We start from the raw sequence: 18,721 nt of genomic DNA, 5'->3' as shown, positions 1-18,721 counted from the left end.
TGACCCACGGAGAACAATATGGCAGAACGCCTAAGTAACGACTTCCAGTTTCTCGATGTCGCACGCCAAGACCCTGAAAAAAAACAAATTGATGTACGTAAAACTGAATTTGTAGAAATTTATAAGCCTTTCGGTACAGATATAGCTCAAAACCAAACACACCGCTGTTTGGGGTGTGGTAATCCGTACTGTGAATGGAAATGTCCAGTACACAACTATATTCCAAACTGGTTGAAGCTCATTGCAGAAGGGCGTATTTTTCAAGCAGCTGAACTGTGCCACCAAACCAATACTTTGCCTGAAGTCTGTGGCCGTGTATGCCCACAAGACCGCTTGTGTGAAGGTGCATGTACGCTTAACGATGGTTTTGGAGCAGTAACCATTGGTAATGCTGAAAAATACATTAATGACACTGCTTTTGCACTGGGTTGGCGACCAGATATGTCACAAGTGCAATGGACCAATAAAAAAGTTGCCATTATTGGTGCAGGTCCTGCTGGCCTAGGCTGTGCTGATATCTTAATTCGTAGCGGTGTAAAACCCACTGTGTTTGATAAACGCCCAGAAATTGGCGGTTTACTGACCTTTGGTATTCCAGAATTTAAAATGGAAAAAGATGTCATGAAACGCCGTCGTGAAATTTTCACAGGCATGGGCGTAGAGTTTAAATTGAATGTAGATGTGGGGACAGACATTACCATAGAGCAACTTTTGCAAGATTATGATGCTGTATTTATGGGTATGGGCACATATACCTATATGAAAGGTGGTTTTGCAGGTGAAGATTTAGATGGTGTGTATGATGCTTTAGACTTCCTTATTGCCAATGTAAACCGTTGTCAAAACTGGGAAAAAGATGCATCTGAGTATATTTGCATGGAAGGTAAAAAGGTGATTGTACTGGGTGGGGGTGACACAGCCATGGACTGTAACCGTACATCTATTCGCCAAGGTGCTGCAGAAGTGACGTGTGCTTACCGCCGTGATGAAGCGAATATGCCGGGTTCTCGTAAAGAAGTACAAAATGCTAAAGAAGAAGGCGTAGCGTTTTTATTTAACCGCCAACCGATTGAAATTGTGGGCGAACATGGAAAAGTTACTGGTGTAAAAGTGGTCACTACACAGTTAGGTGAGCCAGATGTGCGTGGTCGCCGTAGTCCAGAGCCTATACCAGGGTCTGAAGAAGTTTTACCTGCAGATGCGGTACTTCTTGCATTTGGTTTTAGACCAAGCCCAGCGGACTGGTTTAATACAGCAACAATTGAGCTAGATGGTTCAGGCCGTGTAGTTGCTAAAGAAGAACAGCAATATAAATTTCAAACATCTAATCCTAAAATATTTGCCGGTGGCGACATGGTACGTGGTTCAGACCTTGTTGTAACAGCAATTTGGGAAGGTCGCCAAGCTGCTGAGGGTATTTTAGATTACCTAAATATTTGATTTTTTAAATATATAGTTATTTTTGGATGAGTGGTAAAAGACGAAAAAGTTGATTTGTGTCACTTTTTCGTTATTTTTTGTGGGTGATTTTAGGTTTTAATGCTTTTGTTGAATAATAAAAATGATTATTATAGAAAGTATGTACTATAAAAAATGAGGAAAATATGAATATTTTAAAAAAACTTACACTTGTAGGAGTGTTGAGTGCAACATTTGCAATGTCTGGATGTGGTTACAATGCACTACAAGCAAAAGATGAAGCTGTTAATGCCACTTGGTCAGATGTAGAGAATCAATATCAACGCCGTGCAGATCTAGTACCGAATTTAGTCAGCGTTGTTAAAGGTTATGCTAAGCATGAAAAATCTACGTTTCTTGAAGTGACGCAAGCCCGCTCTAATGTGGCAGGTATGAAAGTAGATAAAGAGGTTCTTGAAAATCCAGAACTTTTTGAAAAATATCAAAAAGCACAAGACCAGCTAACAGGATCATTGTCTCGTTTACTAGCTATATCTGAAAGTTATCCTGATTTAAAAGCAAATCAACAATTTTTAGATTTACAAGCGCAACTTGAAGGCACTGAAAACCGTGTTGCTGTCGCAAGAAATCGTTATATTACAACAGTGCAAGATTACAATACCTATGTTCGTCAATTTCCTCAAGCACTTACTGCAAAAGTAATTGGACTGAAAGTACGTCCAAATTTTAGTGCACAAGCAGGCGCTGAAAAAGCACCTACAGTATCATTCGATAACTAATTCAGCATAAATCAGGGGTTAGGTGAATGCACATGTGGTATTGGAAGCAGCGGTTAGGATACTTTTTAAAATTGATCATGGCATTGCTTATTTTGAGCAGTTCGGTGCTTGCTTGGAGTAATGATCAAAATAAACAGATTCTTGCAACCGCTGCTTTAAATGATGCATCTCCTGATCAAGCGATTATTGGGCAAGTTGTTAAAGAGCAACAGGCTCAAAAAAGTAATGGTTCTAATAGTGTAGAGCAAAAAACCAATGCGCCACTGTCTGTCGCAGACGACATGCAAGTGGGGCAAAGTACACGAAATTTGCCTACACTCAATCAACCAGTTATCGACCAAGCAAATGTATTAACAGCGTCACAGTACAAACAATTATCAGACCAAGTCAGACAACTCCATCGAACTGCAAAAGCACAGATCGGTATTGTGATTGTGCCAAGTACAGGGCAAGAAGATATATTTGACTTTGCAATGCGTATTGCAAATCAGTGGAAATTGGGTACAGCAAAACAAGACAATGGTATTGTAGTTGCTGTGGCTGTAAATGATCGGCGTATTCAAATTCTAACAGGGTATGGCTTAGAGGGTGTATTACCAGATGTAGTGGTGAGCCGAATTATTCGTAACCAAATTACTCCTGCATTTAAAGATGGAAATATATCATCAGGCCTGATCTCAGGCATAAATGAAATTCAACGAATACTGAATTTAGACCCAAGTGTTGCACAGCAAGCAGCCCAACAATTAAAGCAACAGCATGAAAGTGCTATTCGTGAGCAAGAATCCAAAAGTCAAATGTTACTTTATACTGCAATTATTTTAATTGTAGGCATATTCGCATCTTCATTTTTTGGTAGCCGTTTAACTGCTTCGGTTGCGGGCGTGACGGCAGTTAGTGCAGGCATTTTGAGTGGTGCAGGGCTTCTTGTGAGTTTACTGCTAGGGGCTGGTGTATTTCTACTGTTAATTACTTCTTTAGCGCAGCTGATATTGCAAATATTTATGTCAGGCGGTGGTGGTGGCAGTGGTGGGGGGAGCAATGGTAGTGATGGTTACAGCGGTGGTGGTGACTTTGGTGGAGGAGGTGCTTCAGGCTCATGGTAAATAAAACAGAAACAACCTATATATTAGGCAGCAATGAGTTAAAAACGCCATCAACTACGAGCATTCAACGTTGGTTGAAACATTTTTGTTGTATTTCTAACAGTAAGCATTATTTTTCTAAGCAAGACAGGGTAGATATTGCTAAAGTCATTCATCATGCCGAGCATGGACATGTGGGTGAAATACAGGTAGTCATAGAAGGACATATCCCTGCTAATATTGCCTACTTTAAAAATACAGAACTCAGAGCACGTCAATTATTTGCTGAATTGGGTGTTTGGGATACGGAGCATAATAGTGGTGTACTACTATATGTCAATTTATGCGAACGACATGTCGATATTGTATTTGATCGTGGTATTAAAAAAACAACTGACTCAAGTATTTGGCAAAATATTTGTCAAAATATTACGCAACAGATGAAAGAAAAAAAGTATAAAGCAGCCATAATTTATGGCGTGGAACATATTGGAGCTGTATTAAATAAGCATTATGCAAGTATGGGTTCGTCATTAACAGATAACGATGAACTGTCAGATTATCCAATTATTTTGTAGAGCCAATGATATTAATACTAATATTCTCCCTTTTTATTTGACGAAAGAATATAGCTAATTTTTATAAATAAGTGGCATGATTCAACAAAAATATTGTGCTTGGCGAGTTAGAAAAATGCTGATTCTTAAAGAGAAAAGATAACATGAAACCGGAAATATTAAAAAAATAGAAACCCTGATGTGTGAAATAAAATGACAATTGTCTGTGTTTTAGCTAAGCTAAATTTTTATTTTTTTCGCTTTATTTGATGAAATATGAGTTTTTTACTATTTATGTATTAAATCTCTTGTCAAAAATACGTACAGTACAAAGTGATTTCATGGTTTAGTCCATGAAAAACTTTGCTTTTGTACTTTTTTAAGAAACAATGTGTTAAAAATTATAAGGTCTTTTTTTATATTGAATCTGAATATATAGACATTGACTTTACAAAAAAAACAGTTGATATGCTTGTTGATGTAACTTATTTATCACATAATGATGCTATGTTTATGAACATATAGTATGCTATTTTTAGCATGTCTAACTTTAGCAACTTACTTTTAACATCGGGGTAAATAGATGAACGCTCAAAAAGGTTTTACATTAATTGAATTGATGATCGTTGTTGCGATTATTGGTATTTTGGCTGCAATTGCGATTCCTGCATATCAGGGTTATATTGCTAAATCACAAGTAGCTGCTGGCTTGGCAGAGATTAGCCCAGGTAAAACTAATGCTGAAGCATTGCTTGCCACAGGGATTTCTGCACCAATTACTACTGCATCAGCAATCGGTCTTCAAGGCGACAAAAGTGCATGTGATACTGTAACTGTTAATGTTGCAATAAATGGTGCATCAGAAATCAAATGTGCTCTTAAAGGTACATCTTCTATTAATACAGAAGTTATTAAGTGGAGTCGTAGTGCTGATGCTGGTAGCGCTACAGGAACATGGACATGTTCAACAAGTGTTCCGACAGATTATAGACCTAAGTCTTGTTTGACTACTACGACTAAGTAATACTTATTTTTTGAAATATGTAGCTACTTTTACTATTTAGGAATACAGGGGACTCCCCTGTATTTTTTATCTATGAAAATAATTGTTTTCCTTTTTATTATATTGCTTTCATTAGCATACCTACTACCGGCCCATTACCTTCCGTGGTCTAGCTTCTTATCAGAATTTATTGTATTTTTTAGCATTATTTTCTTACTTCCATTATTGTTTTTCAAAAAAAATATAATTATTCCTCGTTTTATTCTTCCATTTTTATTGTTATCGGCTATACCATTTTTACAATATTATTTTAATCAAATGTTCTTCTTTACCATTGCATGGTCTGCATCACTTTATCTGTTTTCTTTTGTGTTGGCCGTTGTTGTTGGCTACAATTTAACAATAAGAGAAAATTCTAAGAATCAGATTTTGAGTGCGCTCTGTACGGTATTTTTGATTGCATCTTTGTGTTCTTCTTTATTGGCTATTTTTCAGTGGTTAGGTCTGTTTAAAGGACAACCATGGATAATGGATTTTACTGGCAATCGTCCATATGCAAATATTGGGCAGTTTAACCAATTATCTACATTGTTATCCTTAGGTTTACTGTCAGGCTTGTATTTTTTTGAAAGAGCTATTTTAAAAAGAAATATATTTATTATTTCTAGTTGCCTATTTCTATTTGCAATGGCACTATCACAATCCCGTACGGGGTGGTTAATTATTCTTTTTAGCTTTATTTTTATTGTGATTTGGCAAAATAAAATGGATTTAAAATCTAGTTATAAAGATTTTATTTTCTTAACGATCTTTTATATCGTATCAATTTTAGTACTGCCAATTTTAAACCATCTTTTAGCCCCTTATTTTGATCTTGCACCCATTAGCTCAGCATCTGAGCGTATTTCATCAGGCTATTTAAGGTTAGATATTTGGAACCAAATGATTCATGCCGTCATGAAACAGCCTGTTTGGGGGTATGGTTGGAACCAAACCAGTGTTGCACAGGCACAGGTAATAGATGTTTATAAAGGCTATGAGTGGGCATCCAGTGCACATAATTTATTTTTAGATTTACTGGTTTGGTGCGGGTTACCTTTAGGTTTACTCATCATTTTTTATATTCTTTGGATATATAAGAGACTGTTTAATTGTATTATTAATCTTGAAACATTTATTATTTTTCTGATGGTGTCGGCATTAGGTATTCATTCAATGCTTGAGTTTCCATTATATTATTTATATTTCTTGTTACCTTTAGGGTTGCTTATTGGCATTTCATTCTCTTACATGCCAAATGCTAATTATACAATTAATCGCTGGTTTCTACCTGTAATTGTGATTTTATCATTTTGTAGTGGGTATTATGTTTTTAAAGAATATAATCTAGTTTGGGATAATACGCTGGCTGGAAAAACAGCGGAAATGAATGATCATTATGGCGAGGTTGATTTACCCTATACACTTTTTTTATTTGATCAGTATGATGCTAGAGCACAATGGATTGGTCTCAATGTACATCAAAAGATGACAGCATCGGATTGGGTGAACGCAAAAAAAATGGCTGAATTGTATATTATGCCTTACGACCTAATAAAATATGCTCAGGTTCTGGCAGTGAATGGACAAGAGCAAGAGGCAAAAAGACAACTTGCTATTTTAAATTATACCTATCGCCGAAATATGACTTATGAGGAATTGTTAAATAAATAATATCAAAAGTCGCTTATATATTACTAGGATTTTTGTTTAAAAAATCTTCACTCAATTCTAAAGTAGAGCAAACTTGAAAAAACAGCTTGCAGTAAAGCATTTCACTCTATACAATGCGCTCCATCAGGTCGTTTAAGACTCGGTTTTAAATTACATGTTTACCAGAACATTGTAATGTCGGTGCGGGATGGAGCAGTCTGGTAGCTCGTCGGGCTCATAACCCGAAGGTCGTTGGTTCAAATCCAGCTCCCGCTACCAATTCAATGAGATTTGCAAAATCATTGGGCTTACTTAAGGTTGTAAAAAACGTTTAACTAAGTTAAAATATTGCACACTATTGCGGGATGGAGCAGTCTGGTAGCTCGTCGGGCTCATAACCCGAAGGTCGTTGGTTCAAATCCAGCTCCCGCTACCAAGATTCTTGCTAAAAGGCTCACAAATAGGTGGGCCTTTTTGCACAGTGGGCTTTGCTTTTTCTGTGCAAAAAGGGCGGATATACGCCCTTTTTTTAATGGTTGTTATGTTCTGTAGACATCAGTTCGTCAACAAAACATGCTTCACTATATACAGGTGGGTTGGTGAAAAAGCCAACTGTTGTATTGCATAAAATGATGAGAGTACATGAAACTATCAAACAAAAATCAAGAGCTACAAGATCTCATTACACCTGCGGTAGCCGCATGTAATGTTGAACTATGGGGCATTGAGTTCTTACCACAAGGTAAGTGTTCAATGTTGCGTATTTATATTGATCGACCTGATCAGGTTGATCAAGTAGAGGCACTCGAAGACGAAGGTGTTGATGTCAAAGCCCGTGGCATTGGTGTTCAAGATTGTGTAAGTGTGACCAAACAGGTTGGTGCAATCTTAGATGTACATGATCCTATTGCAGGTGAGTATTCACTTGAGGTGTCTTCACCAGGATGGGATCGTCCATTTTTTCAACTGACTCAAATGTCTGCATATATTGGTCAAAATGTTGCTTTACGTTTAATTGCAGCTGTTGAAAATCGTCGTAAATTTCAAGCGAAATTGGTTGCTGTTGATCTTGAAAATGAAACAATTCAAGTAGAAGTAGAAAAGCAACAGGTTATTGAAATTGACAGTCAAAATATCGACAAAGCCAATTTGGTATATCAAGACTAAATTATTAAGAAAATTTGAATGTATAGGTGACTTATGGGTCGTGAAATTCTTACCGTTGCAGAAACGGTTAGTAATGAAAAAGGTGTTAGCCGTGAAGCCATCTTTGAAGCACTAGAACAGGCACTTGTGGCTGCGACTAAAAAGAAGTTTTATGAAGGAACAAACTCAGAAGAAGCGGAACTACGTGTAGAAATCGACCGTAAAACGGGTGAGTATCGAACATTTCGCCAATGGGAAGTTGTTGCCGATGAAGATCATGAAATGCCAGCATGTCAAGATGCGATTTCAGATTTAGACCCTTCAAAATGCTCAATTGGTGATATTCGTGAGCTAGAAGTTGAATCTATTGAGTTTGGTCGAATTGCAGCACAAATTGCTAAACAAGTGATTGTACAAAAAATTCGTGAAGCTGAACGTGCGCTGATTGCAGACGCCTATATGTCTAAAATTGGTGAGTTGATTTATGGTGAAGTAAAAAAACAAACCAAAGATGGCTACATTATTGACTTAGGTGATAATGCAGAAGGTTATTTGGCGCGTGAAGAAACTATTCCAAAAGAAAACTTACGTCCAAAACAGCGTTTAAGTGCTATTTTGTATGAAGTAAACCGTGAAGGTCGAGGCGCACAGTTATTACTGTCTCGTGCTAGACCAGAGATGTTAAAGGCGCTGATTAAAAAAGAAGTACCTGAGATCTCAGAAGAAATTATTGAAATTAAAGCTGCAACACGTCAAGCGGGTGTGCGTGCAAAAATTGCTGTAAAAACCAATGATCATCGTATTGATCCAGTGGGTGCATGTATTGGTATGCGCGGTACACGTATCCAATCAGTACAACAAGAGCTGAATGGCGAACGTATTGATGTTGTTGTATGGTCAGATGATCCTGCGCAATATATTGCCAGTGCGCTTGAGCCTGCAGATGTCAGTGGTATAGTCATTGATGAAGATATGCGTACAGCAGATATTATTTTTGCGACAAGTGAACAATTAGCACGTGCAATTGGTTCACAAGGCCAAAATGTACGCCTTGCATCAGAATTGACAGGCTATAAGCTTGATATGATGCTTGAGGAGGACTACCATGCTCGTCAGCAGAATGAAACACAACAGTATTTAGACATGTTTGTAACACGTTTAGATATTGATGAAAACTTGGCAATGGCATTGGTTGAAATGGGCTTTACCTCACTTGATGAAGTGGCGTATGTGCCTGCAGAAACATTCAATGAAATTGATTTGGATATTGAAACAGTTGAGCTTTTACAGAGTCGAGCTAAAGAAGTTGCGTTGGCAGATGCATTAAAAGAGCAAGAAAATATTCAAGAACCAAGTGATGAATTATTGAATATGGAAGGCGTAACGAAGCAAATCGCTTATGCACTTGCAAGCCGTGGCATTGTAACAATAGATGATCTTGCAGATCAGGCAACAGACGATATCTCTGATATCGAAGGTCTTGATTCTAAACTTGCAGGTCAATTAATTATGAAAGCCAGAGAATCATGGTTTAACTAGGAGGTAATAAATGACGGACAAGTCGATTAAAGAATTGGCGGAAAATGTGGGACGTCCTGTTGAGAAGCTCCTAGAGCAAGTTCGTGATGCGGGATTGCCACAAAAAACTGCTGATGATACGCTTACAACAGAACAGCAAAATACCCTCGTAAACCATCTTAAAAAAGTACATGGTCAAAACGAAGGCAATGCAGGAAAAATTACCTTGAAACGTAAAACGACCAGTACAGCAAAAGTTGCAAGTACCTCTGGTAAGCCGAAAACGATTAATGTAGAAGTACGTAAAAAGCATACGTTTACAAAGCCTGATACCAAACAGCTTGCTGCAGAAGCTGCTGCAAAAGCCAGAACTGATGCAGATAAGCTGAAAGAAATGGTAAATACTGTTAAGTCTGATGCTAAAGACAGCAAGCCTGTTGTCGAAAATAAAGCCAATGCAACGCTTGAAGCAATGCGCGCAGCACAAGCACAAAAGAAAGAGCAAGTGACAACGTCTTCTTCTACAGCTGCTGTCGTTGTAAAAAAACGCAATGGTGCGATAGTTCGTCCAAATACTAAGCCAACTGTAAATGCTGCAGAGAAAAAAGCGCGTCAGGAACAAGAAGCGCAACTTCGTGCAACAGAAGAAGTTGTACGTCGTAAAGCAGCTGAAGAGGCGCAACAACGTACACTTGAGCAGATGCGTAAAATGGCATCTAAGTACACGAATGAAGACAGTAAAACGATTCGTGTTGTAGATGACGCTCCAATTGCTGCAGGTCTTGTAGGTCAAGCGTACGAAGAGTCTTTCAAGAAAGAAGACCGTGAAATTAAACGTGGTGGGAATACGAAAGACACCCGTGGTCAAAAGAAAGGTCGTAACGGTCAAGAAGAGCAAAACTTTAGTAAGAATCACCATAAACGTGGCTTAAAAACCAGTGCATCAAACAAACACGGTTTTGAAAAACCAGTGAAAAAACAAGTGTATGATGTTGAAATTGGTGAAACCATTATCGTTGGTGATCTTGCACAAAAAATGGCTGTAAAAGTGCGAGAAGTGATTAAAATGCTCATGAAAATGGGTGAGTTAGTCAGTGAAAACCAAGCGATTGATCAAGAAACTGCATCTTTAGTGGTTGAAGAAATGGGCCATAACCCTGTTCTTGTTTCAGATACTCAAACTGAAGACAACTTGTTAGAGCAAGCAGAACAAGCACGTGGTGAACTCACAACACGTCCGCCTGTTGTGACCATTATGGGTCACGTAGACCATGGTAAAACATCTTTACTTGATCGTATTCGTCGTGCAAAAGTTGCAGCGGGTGAAGCCGGTGGTATTACACAGCATATTGGTGCATACCATGTTGAAACTGAGAAAGGGATTATTACTTTCTTAGATACACCAGGACACGCAGCATTTACTTCAATGCGTTCACGTGGTGCAAAAGCAACAGATATCGTGGTATTGGTTGTAGCGGCAGATGATGGTGTAATGCCTCAAACAGCTGAAGCAATTGACCATGCTCGCGCTGCGGGTACACCAATTATTGTTGCAATGAACAAAATGGATAAAGAGTCTGCAGATCCAGATCGTGTACTCAATGAATTAACGGCTAAGCAAGTTGTGCCAGAGCAATGGGGCGGTGATGTTGCCGTTGCAAAAGTATCTGCACATACAGGCGAAGGTATTGATGATCTATTAGATTTGATCTCAATCCAAGCCGAGCTTATGGAATTACAAGCATCAGCGAAAGGTGCTGCACAAGGTGTGGTGATTGAAGCACGTGTAGACAAAGGTCGTGGTGCCGTAACTTCTATTCTTGTACAAAACGGTACATTGAATGTAGGCGATTTAGTCTTGGCTGGTTCATCTTATGGTCGTGTACGTGCCATGTCTGATGAAAACGGTGTTCGTATTAAGTCTGCTGGTCCTTCTATTCCTGTAGAAATTTTGGGCTTGCCAGAAGCACCAATGGCGGGGGACGAAGTACTTGTTGTTAATGACGAGAAAAAAGCCCGTGAAGTTGCAGATGCGCGTATGACCCGTGAGCGTCAAAAACGTTTAGAGCGCGCAAGCGCAATGCGTTTAGAAAACCTCATGTCATCTATGGGTAAAAAAGAAGTTCCAACAGTTAATATTGTACTTAAAACAGATGTTCGTGGTTCTTTAGAAGCACTACAAACAGCATTGTATGATCTTGCAACTGATGAAGTTAAAGTACGTGTAATTGGTTCTGGTGTAGGTGCAATTACAGAGTCTGATGTAACATTAGCTGAATCATCAGATGCAGTACTGCTTGGCTTTAACGTACGTGCAGATACAACAGCACGTCAAAAAGCGGATCAAGACGATATTGATATTCGTTATTACAGCGTGATTTATCAACTGATTGATGACGTAAAAGATGCCATGAGCGGTAAGCTTGCGCCAGAACATCGTGAAACGATTTTAGGTGTAGCTCAAGTACGTGAAGTCTTCCACTCAAGTAAGTTTGGTGCAGCTGCTGGTTGTATGGTGATGGAAGGTGTTATTCATCGTAACAAACCAATCCGTATCTTGCGTGATGACGTTGTGATCTTCCAAGGTGAGCTTGAGTCACTACGCCGTTATAAAGAAGTGGTTGAAGATGTACGTGCAGGCATGGAATGTGGTTTAGCAGTCAAAGGCTATAAAGACATTAAAGCCTTAGATAAAATTGAAGTATATGATGTGCAAATTATTAAACGGAGCCTTTAATTTATGGCAGGTAGTCAGCGTTTAAAGCGTATGGCAGATTCAGTTCAGCGAGAAGTCGCTGATCTGATTCGTCAGGAGTTAAAAGACCCTCGTTTAGGTGGTTACGTAACCATTTCTGCTGTGAAAGTGAGCCCAGATTTGGGTTATGCTGAAATTTATGTCACAGTTATGGGGCGTGAGCTTGGCGATGAGCAAACTGAAGAAGCAAATAAAGAGACGCTTAAAGTGTTGAATAATGCGTCTGGATTTTTGCGTCAAGAGCTAAGTCGACGTATTAAAACACGAGTAACGCCACGTTTACGTTTTCATTATGATAAGACCAATGCATATGGTAACTATATGTTTGATTTGATCGAAGAAGCGGTAAAAGACTTACCTGAACGTAAAAAAGAGCAAGATTAATAAAAAATAAAAAAGCCACTTTCGAGTGGCTTTTTTATGATCTTATTCATGGGGGGGTGAATTGTTTTGATGATTTGAAAATTTTTTGTTATTTACATCACGTGCTGAAAATTTGGTTTTAGACCAAGGCAAAGGGCGTTGAATTGTTTCTGGAACATCGCCACTCAAAGAGCGTAATTTTAAGTGAAGTGCTGCTTGCGCCATTAAGTTGGCTGATACAGGTGCACTAATAAATGCCAATAGTGTAATAATTAATTCAGCAAATCCAAAGTGATGGTGGAAAGCTGCATATATAATAGAAGCAATTAAAAAGCTCCCTAGACCTAAAGTACTTGATTTAGCGGGTGCATGTAGACGAGTAAATAGATCTGGCATGCGTATGATTGCAATACCACCGGTGAGCATAAAAAAGCTTCCTAGCAGTAAGAAAAATGATACGCAGATTTCCATAATTAATTGCATAATTTATTCCTTAATCTATGACGTGGCCACTGGTAAAATATCGAGCCAATGCAACTGTTGAAATAAAACTGAGCATAGAAATAAATAATGCACTTTCAAATAATAAATGCGTTGCCCAATAAATACCCAATATAATAATAAGACCAGATGTATTTAAAAATAATGCATCTAGCGCCAATAGCCGATCTACAATAGACGGTCCAATTACCATTCGAATAAGGCATAACAGCATGGAAATGGTAATCATAAAGAGACAAATTCCGAGTACATAAGGTAATATAATCATTGATTTACTCCTGTTTGTGCACTAAAAATTTGAATCAATGGTTGTTCGTAACGTTGCTTAATCAGTTTAATTTCAGCATCTGGGTCTTCAGTATTGAGTGCATGAACTAAGATATCTCCTCTTTCTTGATCTATACCTGCGCTAACTGTACCTGGGGTCGTGGTAATAATCATTGCAAGTAATGAGTTGACTTGCTCATGCTTGGTTTCCAAAGGGATACGAAACCAAATAGGCTCTAGATTTCTTTTTGGTCCGAGTACGAGTTTGGCAACGATAAAGTTAAACACAACAATATCCCATAGTACGGTAAAAAATAAGTGAATCGTTGGGCCCCAATAGATATTAGGCGTACGTGCAATAAATGGTGCTGAAAGTTTTGGTATAATCAATGCAATTAGTATTGCCATGATAATGTCGCTCGAAGCAATACTGTGATTGAGCATCAGCCAAACTAAACCGCACAGTACAGAAACAACAGGGTGTGGTAACCAACGTCTAAGCAATGACTTTTTTCTCATTTAAGGCTCCATTCGCTGTAGTTTCGCACCATCATTATTTACGGGTAAGGTTGTTGGTCGCAGTAACTCTTGCTGCTGTTTAGTGATTTGTTCTCTTTTATATTGAGAAATATGTTCACCATTTAGAGTTTGCGGTGCAATAATATAGGGAATGAGATGAGCATTCGGATCTAAATTTTCCCCTGCATATTTTGTTTCAGCAATATATTTTGAATCAAAGGGTTGTGTACTAATCACATTACCACGTGCATCTTGTTTTAAAATAGCATTTTGATAGAACGATTGTTGTGATAAATCTGTGCTTGCTGCTGCGAGATATTGCTGAATAGGACTGGCAAAAACAACGTATAAAATCAGCATTATTAAGAAAAAATATACAGTGATATCGTAACGTTTTGGTGCCCGTTCAGGCAGTGCTTGATACTGCACATACGCCTCATTGGCCGGATTTTTGTCAGGTTCGCTGGCTTGCCAAAACAAAACAAAACCCGCTTTAACGAATGCTAAGATACTGAGTAAACTCACAACCAGTATTGTTATCATAATAGGTACTTGATACGGATATCCCGCAGTTGATTGCAAAATAAATACTTTCCCTAAAAAACCACTGAAAGGGGGAAGGCCTGCCATCATGAGGGCAATCAGAAAAAAACAAATAGACAGTAGGGTATTTTGTTTCATACGGGGTGCGACTTTAAAGTGATCTTTAAATTCGCCACGTTGTGCTGTAATCCAACCGCAGAGTAAGTAAAATGCTGCTCCAACAATGGTGCTGTGAAAAAGGTAATATAATCCAGCAGTCCATGAAGCGGGTCGGTCGATCCCAAGTGCAACACAGATTGTGCCCAGTGATGATAAAATCATAAAGCCAACAAAGCGTCTTAAGCGTATTGCACCTAATGCACCAATCACGCCATACAATGAGCCAATTAAGCCAAGTGCTAATAAAATGTTAAACAGTGCAGTGTATTCTTGTTCAATAAATAATACTGAGTTGACCCTTAAAATGGCATAAATACCCACTTTGGTCATAAGCGTAAATAATGCAGCAACGGGTGTACTCGCAACTGCATAAGTTTTAGGTAACCAAAATCCGAGTGGTAAAACAGCTGCTTTAATTGCAAATACAGTAAAGAGTAAATATGCCCCTGCAGTAGCGAGCTGTTTTTGGTCTGGATGTAGGGTTGGCATAATACGTGCTACATCAGCCATATTTAAACTGCCTACACTGGCGTAAATAAGGCCGAGCGAGACCAAGAAAATGGCACTGGCGACCAAATTAATCACAACATAGTGTATACCGAGTTGAAAGCGTGCTTTACCTTGTCCGTAAATGAGTAATACATACGATGACATGAGCAAGACTTCAAAGAATACAAATAGGTTGAATAAGTCACCTGTAAGAAATGCACCACATAATCCCATGAGTAAAAATTGCAGTAATGCATGGAAATAACGACCACGTAAGTCCCAATCTGAGCTAGCAAACCATAAAATTGGTAATGCTAAAAGATAGGTCAGTAACAGCATAAAGCCAGATAAACGGTCTAGTACTAAAACAATCCCAAAAGGGGCAGACCATTGACTGAGTGAGTATACAAAAAGTTGGCCATGTGTACTTTGAATTACATAACTTAGTGCGGTAACAAATCCTGCGATGGTTGCGGTGTAGCTGATAAAGCGTCGCCATGGTTGGTATTTGTCGTTCAGTAAATCTTCTGCACGAGGGTTACCTAACAGCAGTAAAATAAAGCCAGCAAATGCAGGTATAAGTATGCTTATAATCGGAGTTTGTGCATGCCAGAAGTGAAAAAAGCTATTCATGAGGCTTTGTCCTCATTTGGGTCATTGGCCAATTCAGTAATCTCTTTTGAATCTACATGGTCTGTACCAGATTCATAACGACTGCGTAATGCAAGTTGTATAATAAAAGCTGTTGTTGCAAAACCAATTACAATTGCAGTCAGTACTAAAGCCTGTGGTAAAGGGTCAGTGACAGATGTAGTTTCGGTAAGTATGGCAGGTGAGTTGATATGTACCCGGCCTATAGCAAATAAAAATAAATTTACGCCGTAACCGAGCATCGCTAACCCGAGTACTACAGGGAATGTTCTGGCTCGTAAAATTAAATAGATACCAGTGGCAAAGAGCAATCCAATGCCTGATGCCATTAAGAACTCAATACTAATCATTTGGCTTACCCCTTTGGCAGAGGACCAGACATTGAAGAATGTCGAGAATCCCCTAATACAGAAATCATAAGCATGGTCGAGCCAACCACAGCAAAGTACACACCAAGATCGAAGAAAACAGCAGAGGCTAAATGAGTCTCTCCCAATAATGGCGGTGAAACATAAATATGCGCACTGGTTAAAAATGGGCGCATCCAAAACCATGAGGCAATGCCTGAAAGTCCTGCTATAGTTAAGCCAGAACCAATCCAAATTTCGTATAAACGTCCTGATTTAGCACGAATAAGCCGTTCGGCACGGTCTTGACCTAAAGCAATATATTGTAAAATGAGTGCAATTGCCGTAATCAAACCTGCAATAAAACCACCACCAGGATAGTTGTGTCCACGCATGAAAATATAAAAGCTCACAACGAGAGCAATTGGTAGAACCCAAGATGCCGTGGTACGTAATAGTAGTGGGGATGGGTTGAATCTGTAAGTTAAGCCTTTTGTTGTTTGTGTGCCATGTGCTCGCATACCATCCATTAAACAGAGTGTACCTATACCTGCAATGCCAAGAACTGTAATTTCTCCAAAGGTATCGAAGCCACGGAAGTCAACCAAAATTACATTGACAACATTGGCCCCCCCACCAAGGGGTAACGACTGTTGAATGAAAAACCATGAAATTGAGCTGTAGTCACGGGTTAAAATGAGCCAAGCAACCCAACCAATCCCACCACCTGCAGAAATAGCAATCATTGCATCTCGCCAACGTCTAGCCTGTGATGATTCATAGGGGGTAAGTTGTGGCAGTAACGATAAACTCATTAAAAGTAAAACGGTTGTCACGACATCAACGGTGATTTGTGTGAGTGCAAGGTCTGGTGCAGAGAGTGTTGTAAAAGTAATAGAAACGACTAAACCGACAGTACCACTAATCAGTACGGCTTTGATTCGCTCATGATGAAACCACAGCATCATCCAGCACGCACTAAATAGCAGTAGCCATAGTACAATTGCAAGTATTGGCGCATGGGTAAGTACGCGTGTACCTGTACTAATTTGATGCGGGAGGAGTGGAATGCAAATCATGACAATACTAAAGCTAATCACCCAAAATAAATTACTTTGTAATTTACTGGTTTCTGTTGCTAACTTAATACGGCGAGCGATAATTTCTAAATGGTGCAATAGACTTTCAAAAATGAGTTTGCCTTGCAAAGGACCAAGATATTTTTCGAGCTCAATACGCCGAATCTTTCCTTGTCGAGCAAGGAAAAAATATAGGCTCACACCACCAACTAAAGCAATAACACTCATGATTAATGGCGTATTTACTCCATGCCAAATGGCCAAATGGGCAATATGAAGGTTACTACTTAAAAGAATAGATTGCGTGACTCGATTAACAATACTTTCAGCAAAAAATGCAGGTAATACGCCAACTAAAATACATAAAATGGCGAGGAGTAAAATCGGAGCACGCATGCCAAAAGGTGGTTCATGAGCATCTTTATTTGGAATGTCTTGACCTAGGGCACCATCGAAAAATATGCCATGAATCATACGTGTTGAGTATGCGACTGCAAAAATACCTGCCAAGGTTGTGACTATAATGGCAATGGTTAAACTTGTTCCAGAAAACTGTGAAGCGATTTCGGTAAAGAACATTTCTTTAGATAAAAAGCCATTGGTAAGTGGCACACCTGCCATTGCAGACGCTGTAATAAAAGTAAGTGTGCTTGTAAATGGAAGTAGTTGCCAAATACCTTTGAGTTTACGCATGCTTCGCGTACCCATTTCATGGTCAATTACACCTGCAATCATAAACAGCGCAGCTTTAAATGTGGCATGGTTTATAATATGAAAAACAGCAGCAGCCACAGCAAGCGGTGAGCTGATACCTAATAAACAGACAATTAAGCCTAAATGACTGATGGTTGAATAAGCCAACAAGCCTTTGAGGTCTTCTTTAAAAATGGCAAAAAATGCCCCAATAAAAAATGTAATGAGGCCAATACTCGTCACTAAAGTATGAAATAAGCTAAACCCAACAAAAATAGGCAATAAACGAGCAATAAGGAAGATCCCTGCTTTTACCATTGTGGCTGAATGAAGATATGCCGATACAGGTGTTGGTGCAGCCATGGCATTGGGCAGCCAAAAGTGAAATGGAAATTGCGCACTTTTTGTCATTGCACCCATTAAGATCAGTAACACAGCAGGGGTGAAAAGTGCATGCTGTTGTAGTGTTGAGCCCATGGCTAGAATGTCATGAATTTGATAGGTGCCAGCGATTTGCCCTAATAATATAAAACCACCAAGTAAGGCTAATCCACCCATACCTGTAATGGTAAGTGCCATACGGGCACCACGTTGGGCTGCATCATATTGATTCCAGTAAGACACCAATAAAAATGAAGAAATACTGGTGAGTTCCCAAAATACCAATAAAATAATCAGATTATCTGACAGTGATATACCGAGCATGGCAGCCATAAACAAGTTAAGTAAAACATAGAGTTTACTTAGAGAGCTGTTTTTACTGAGATAATAATAAGCATAAATAAAGATAAGTGTACCAATGCCACTAATGAGCAGAGCAAATAGCCATGCAATAGCATCTAGACGAAAGCTTAAATTAATGCCTAACTGAGGTAACCAATCCCACTGCTGTAAAATGGTTTGACCTTGTAGTACAGGGCCAGCTTGACTGAGTAGTAAGAGAAAACAACTTATACTAATACCAACAGCCACCAACATTTTGGTGAGGCGAGGCGCTTTATTGAGTAACGCACTCAGTCCAGTACCCAACAGTAAAGGTAAAATGATAATAATGGCCAGCACATTCGTATCCTTATTTTGATGTAGGCATGTGCCTGATGAATCTTTTCTTTTAAAATTTAGAGGTTTGCAAAGAGAAATCCAATATTCAAATTTT

16 protein-coding genes and 2 tRNA genes are annotated in these 18,721 nt (G+C 38.9%); 12 read left to right on the top strand and 6 right to left on the bottom strand.

All coding sequences use genetic code 11. The annotated features are described in order from the left end of the window. Window positions 1-18: 18 nt before the first annotated feature. The 12 genes from BLS38_RS00850 (at window position 19) to BLS38_RS00795 (ending at window position 12,338) form a co-directional block, all read left to right on the top strand. On the top strand, window positions 19-1,440 hold the full coding sequence (locus BLS38_RS00850; RefSeq protein ID WP_092746442.1) for an FAD-dependent oxidoreductase: 1,422 nt from the start codon (window positions 19-21) through the stop codon (window positions 1,438-1,440). Between the two features lie 164 nt (window positions 1,441-1,604). Further along, window positions 1,605-2,198, top strand: coding sequence for a LemA family protein (locus BLS38_RS00845; RefSeq protein ID WP_092746441.1), 594 nt, complete (start codon window positions 1,605-1,607; stop codon window positions 2,196-2,198). Window positions 2,199-2,230: 32 nt separating this feature from the next. Further along, window positions 2,231-3,304 (top strand): TPM domain-containing protein, encoded by a 1,074-nt coding sequence (locus tag BLS38_RS00840; RefSeq protein WP_244518098.1) that lies wholly within the window; start codon window positions 2,231-2,233, stop codon window positions 3,302-3,304. Then, window positions 3,298-3,861 (top strand): TPM domain-containing protein, encoded by a 564-nt coding sequence (locus BLS38_RS00835; RefSeq protein ID WP_092746439.1) that lies wholly within the window; start codon window positions 3,298-3,300, stop codon window positions 3,859-3,861. The genes BLS38_RS00840 and BLS38_RS00835 overlap by 7 nt, the downstream gene beginning before the upstream one ends. Window positions 3,862-4,423: 562 nt before the next feature. After that, window positions 4,424-4,864 carry a pilin gene (locus tag BLS38_RS00830; protein ID WP_092746438.1) on the top strand — a complete coding sequence of 147 codons (441 nt, stop codon included), beginning with the start codon at window positions 4,424-4,426 and terminating at the stop codon, window positions 4,862-4,864. A gap of 408 nt (window positions 4,865-5,272) precedes the next feature. After that, a complete protein-coding gene (locus tag BLS38_RS00825; protein ID WP_171258503.1) occupies window positions 5,273-6,556 on the top strand; it encodes an O-antigen ligase family protein in 1,284 nt (427 codons plus the stop codon). Window positions 6,557-6,737: 181 nt separating this feature from the next. Next, window positions 6,738-6,814 (top strand) — tRNA-Met (locus BLS38_RS00820). An 80-nt stretch (window positions 6,815-6,894) separates the two neighbouring features. Next, window positions 6,895-6,971 (top strand) — tRNA-Met (locus BLS38_RS00815). 206 nt (window positions 6,972-7,177) lie between these two features. Further along, a complete protein-coding gene (rimP, locus tag BLS38_RS00810; RefSeq protein ID WP_092746436.1) occupies window positions 7,178-7,702 on the top strand; it encodes a ribosome maturation factor RimP in 525 nt (174 codons plus the stop codon). A 33-nt stretch (window positions 7,703-7,735) separates the two neighbouring features. Further along, window positions 7,736-9,220 (top strand): transcription termination factor NusA, encoded by a 1,485-nt coding sequence (gene nusA / locus BLS38_RS00805; protein WP_092746435.1) that lies wholly within the window; start codon window positions 7,736-7,738, stop codon window positions 9,218-9,220. A 10-nt stretch (window positions 9,221-9,230) separates the two neighbouring features. Next, complete coding sequence (infB, locus tag BLS38_RS00800; RefSeq protein ID WP_092746434.1) at window positions 9,231-11,936, top strand: translation initiation factor IF-2; 2,706 nt, start codon at window positions 9,231-9,233, stop codon at window positions 11,934-11,936. 3 nt (window positions 11,937-11,939) lie between these two features. Next, window positions 11,940-12,338, top strand: coding sequence for a ribosome-binding factor A (locus BLS38_RS00795; protein ID WP_092746433.1), 399 nt, complete (start codon window positions 11,940-11,942; stop codon window positions 12,336-12,338). A gap of 42 nt (window positions 12,339-12,380) precedes the next feature. Here the strand turns inward: BLS38_RS00795 and BLS38_RS00790 are convergent, their stop codons facing one another. From BLS38_RS00790 to BLS38_RS00765, 6 genes are read right to left on the bottom strand one after another with little or no spacing between them, the layout of a single operon-like run. Next, window positions 12,381-12,800 carry a Na+/H+ antiporter subunit G gene (locus BLS38_RS00790; protein ID WP_092746432.1) on the bottom strand — a complete coding sequence of 140 codons (420 nt, stop codon included), beginning with the start codon at window positions 12,798-12,800 and terminating at the stop codon, window positions 12,381-12,383. 10 nt (window positions 12,801-12,810) lie between these two features. Then, window positions 12,811-13,086 carry a monovalent cation/H+ antiporter complex subunit F gene (locus BLS38_RS00785; protein WP_092746431.1) on the bottom strand — a complete coding sequence of 92 codons (276 nt, stop codon included), beginning with the start codon at window positions 13,084-13,086 and terminating at the stop codon, window positions 12,811-12,813. Next, window positions 13,083-13,604: a Na+/H+ antiporter subunit E gene (locus tag BLS38_RS00780; protein ID WP_092746430.1), complete on the bottom strand. Its 522-nt coding sequence runs from the start codon at window positions 13,602-13,604 to the stop codon at window positions 13,083-13,085. The genes BLS38_RS00785 and BLS38_RS00780 overlap by 4 nt, the downstream gene beginning before the upstream one ends. Then, the gene (locus tag BLS38_RS00775; RefSeq protein WP_092746429.1) at window positions 13,605-15,428 is read right to left on the bottom strand and encodes a monovalent cation/H+ antiporter subunit D; all 1,824 of its coding nucleotides are present in this window, start codon (window positions 15,426-15,428) and stop codon (window positions 13,605-13,607) included. Next, entirely contained in the window at window positions 15,425-15,796 is a 372-nt protein-coding gene (locus BLS38_RS00770; protein WP_092746428.1) for a Na+/H+ antiporter subunit C, read from the bottom strand. Before BLS38_RS00770 ends, BLS38_RS00775 begins: the two co-directional genes overlap by 4 nt. Window positions 15,797-15,801: 5 nt before the next feature. Continuing rightward, entirely contained in the window at window positions 15,802-18,627 is a 2,826-nt protein-coding gene (locus tag BLS38_RS00765; RefSeq protein WP_092746427.1) for a monovalent cation/H+ antiporter subunit A, read from the bottom strand. Window positions 18,628-18,721: the final 94 nt, after the last annotated feature.

It is taken from the genome of Acinetobacter boissieri (assembly GCF_900096955.1).
Taxonomy (GTDB): domain Bacteria; phylum Pseudomonadota; class Gammaproteobacteria; order Pseudomonadales; family Moraxellaceae; genus Acinetobacter; species Acinetobacter boissieri.
Note: the sequence above shows the minus strand (reverse complement) of the source record. Positions and strands in the feature narration are given on the sequence as shown.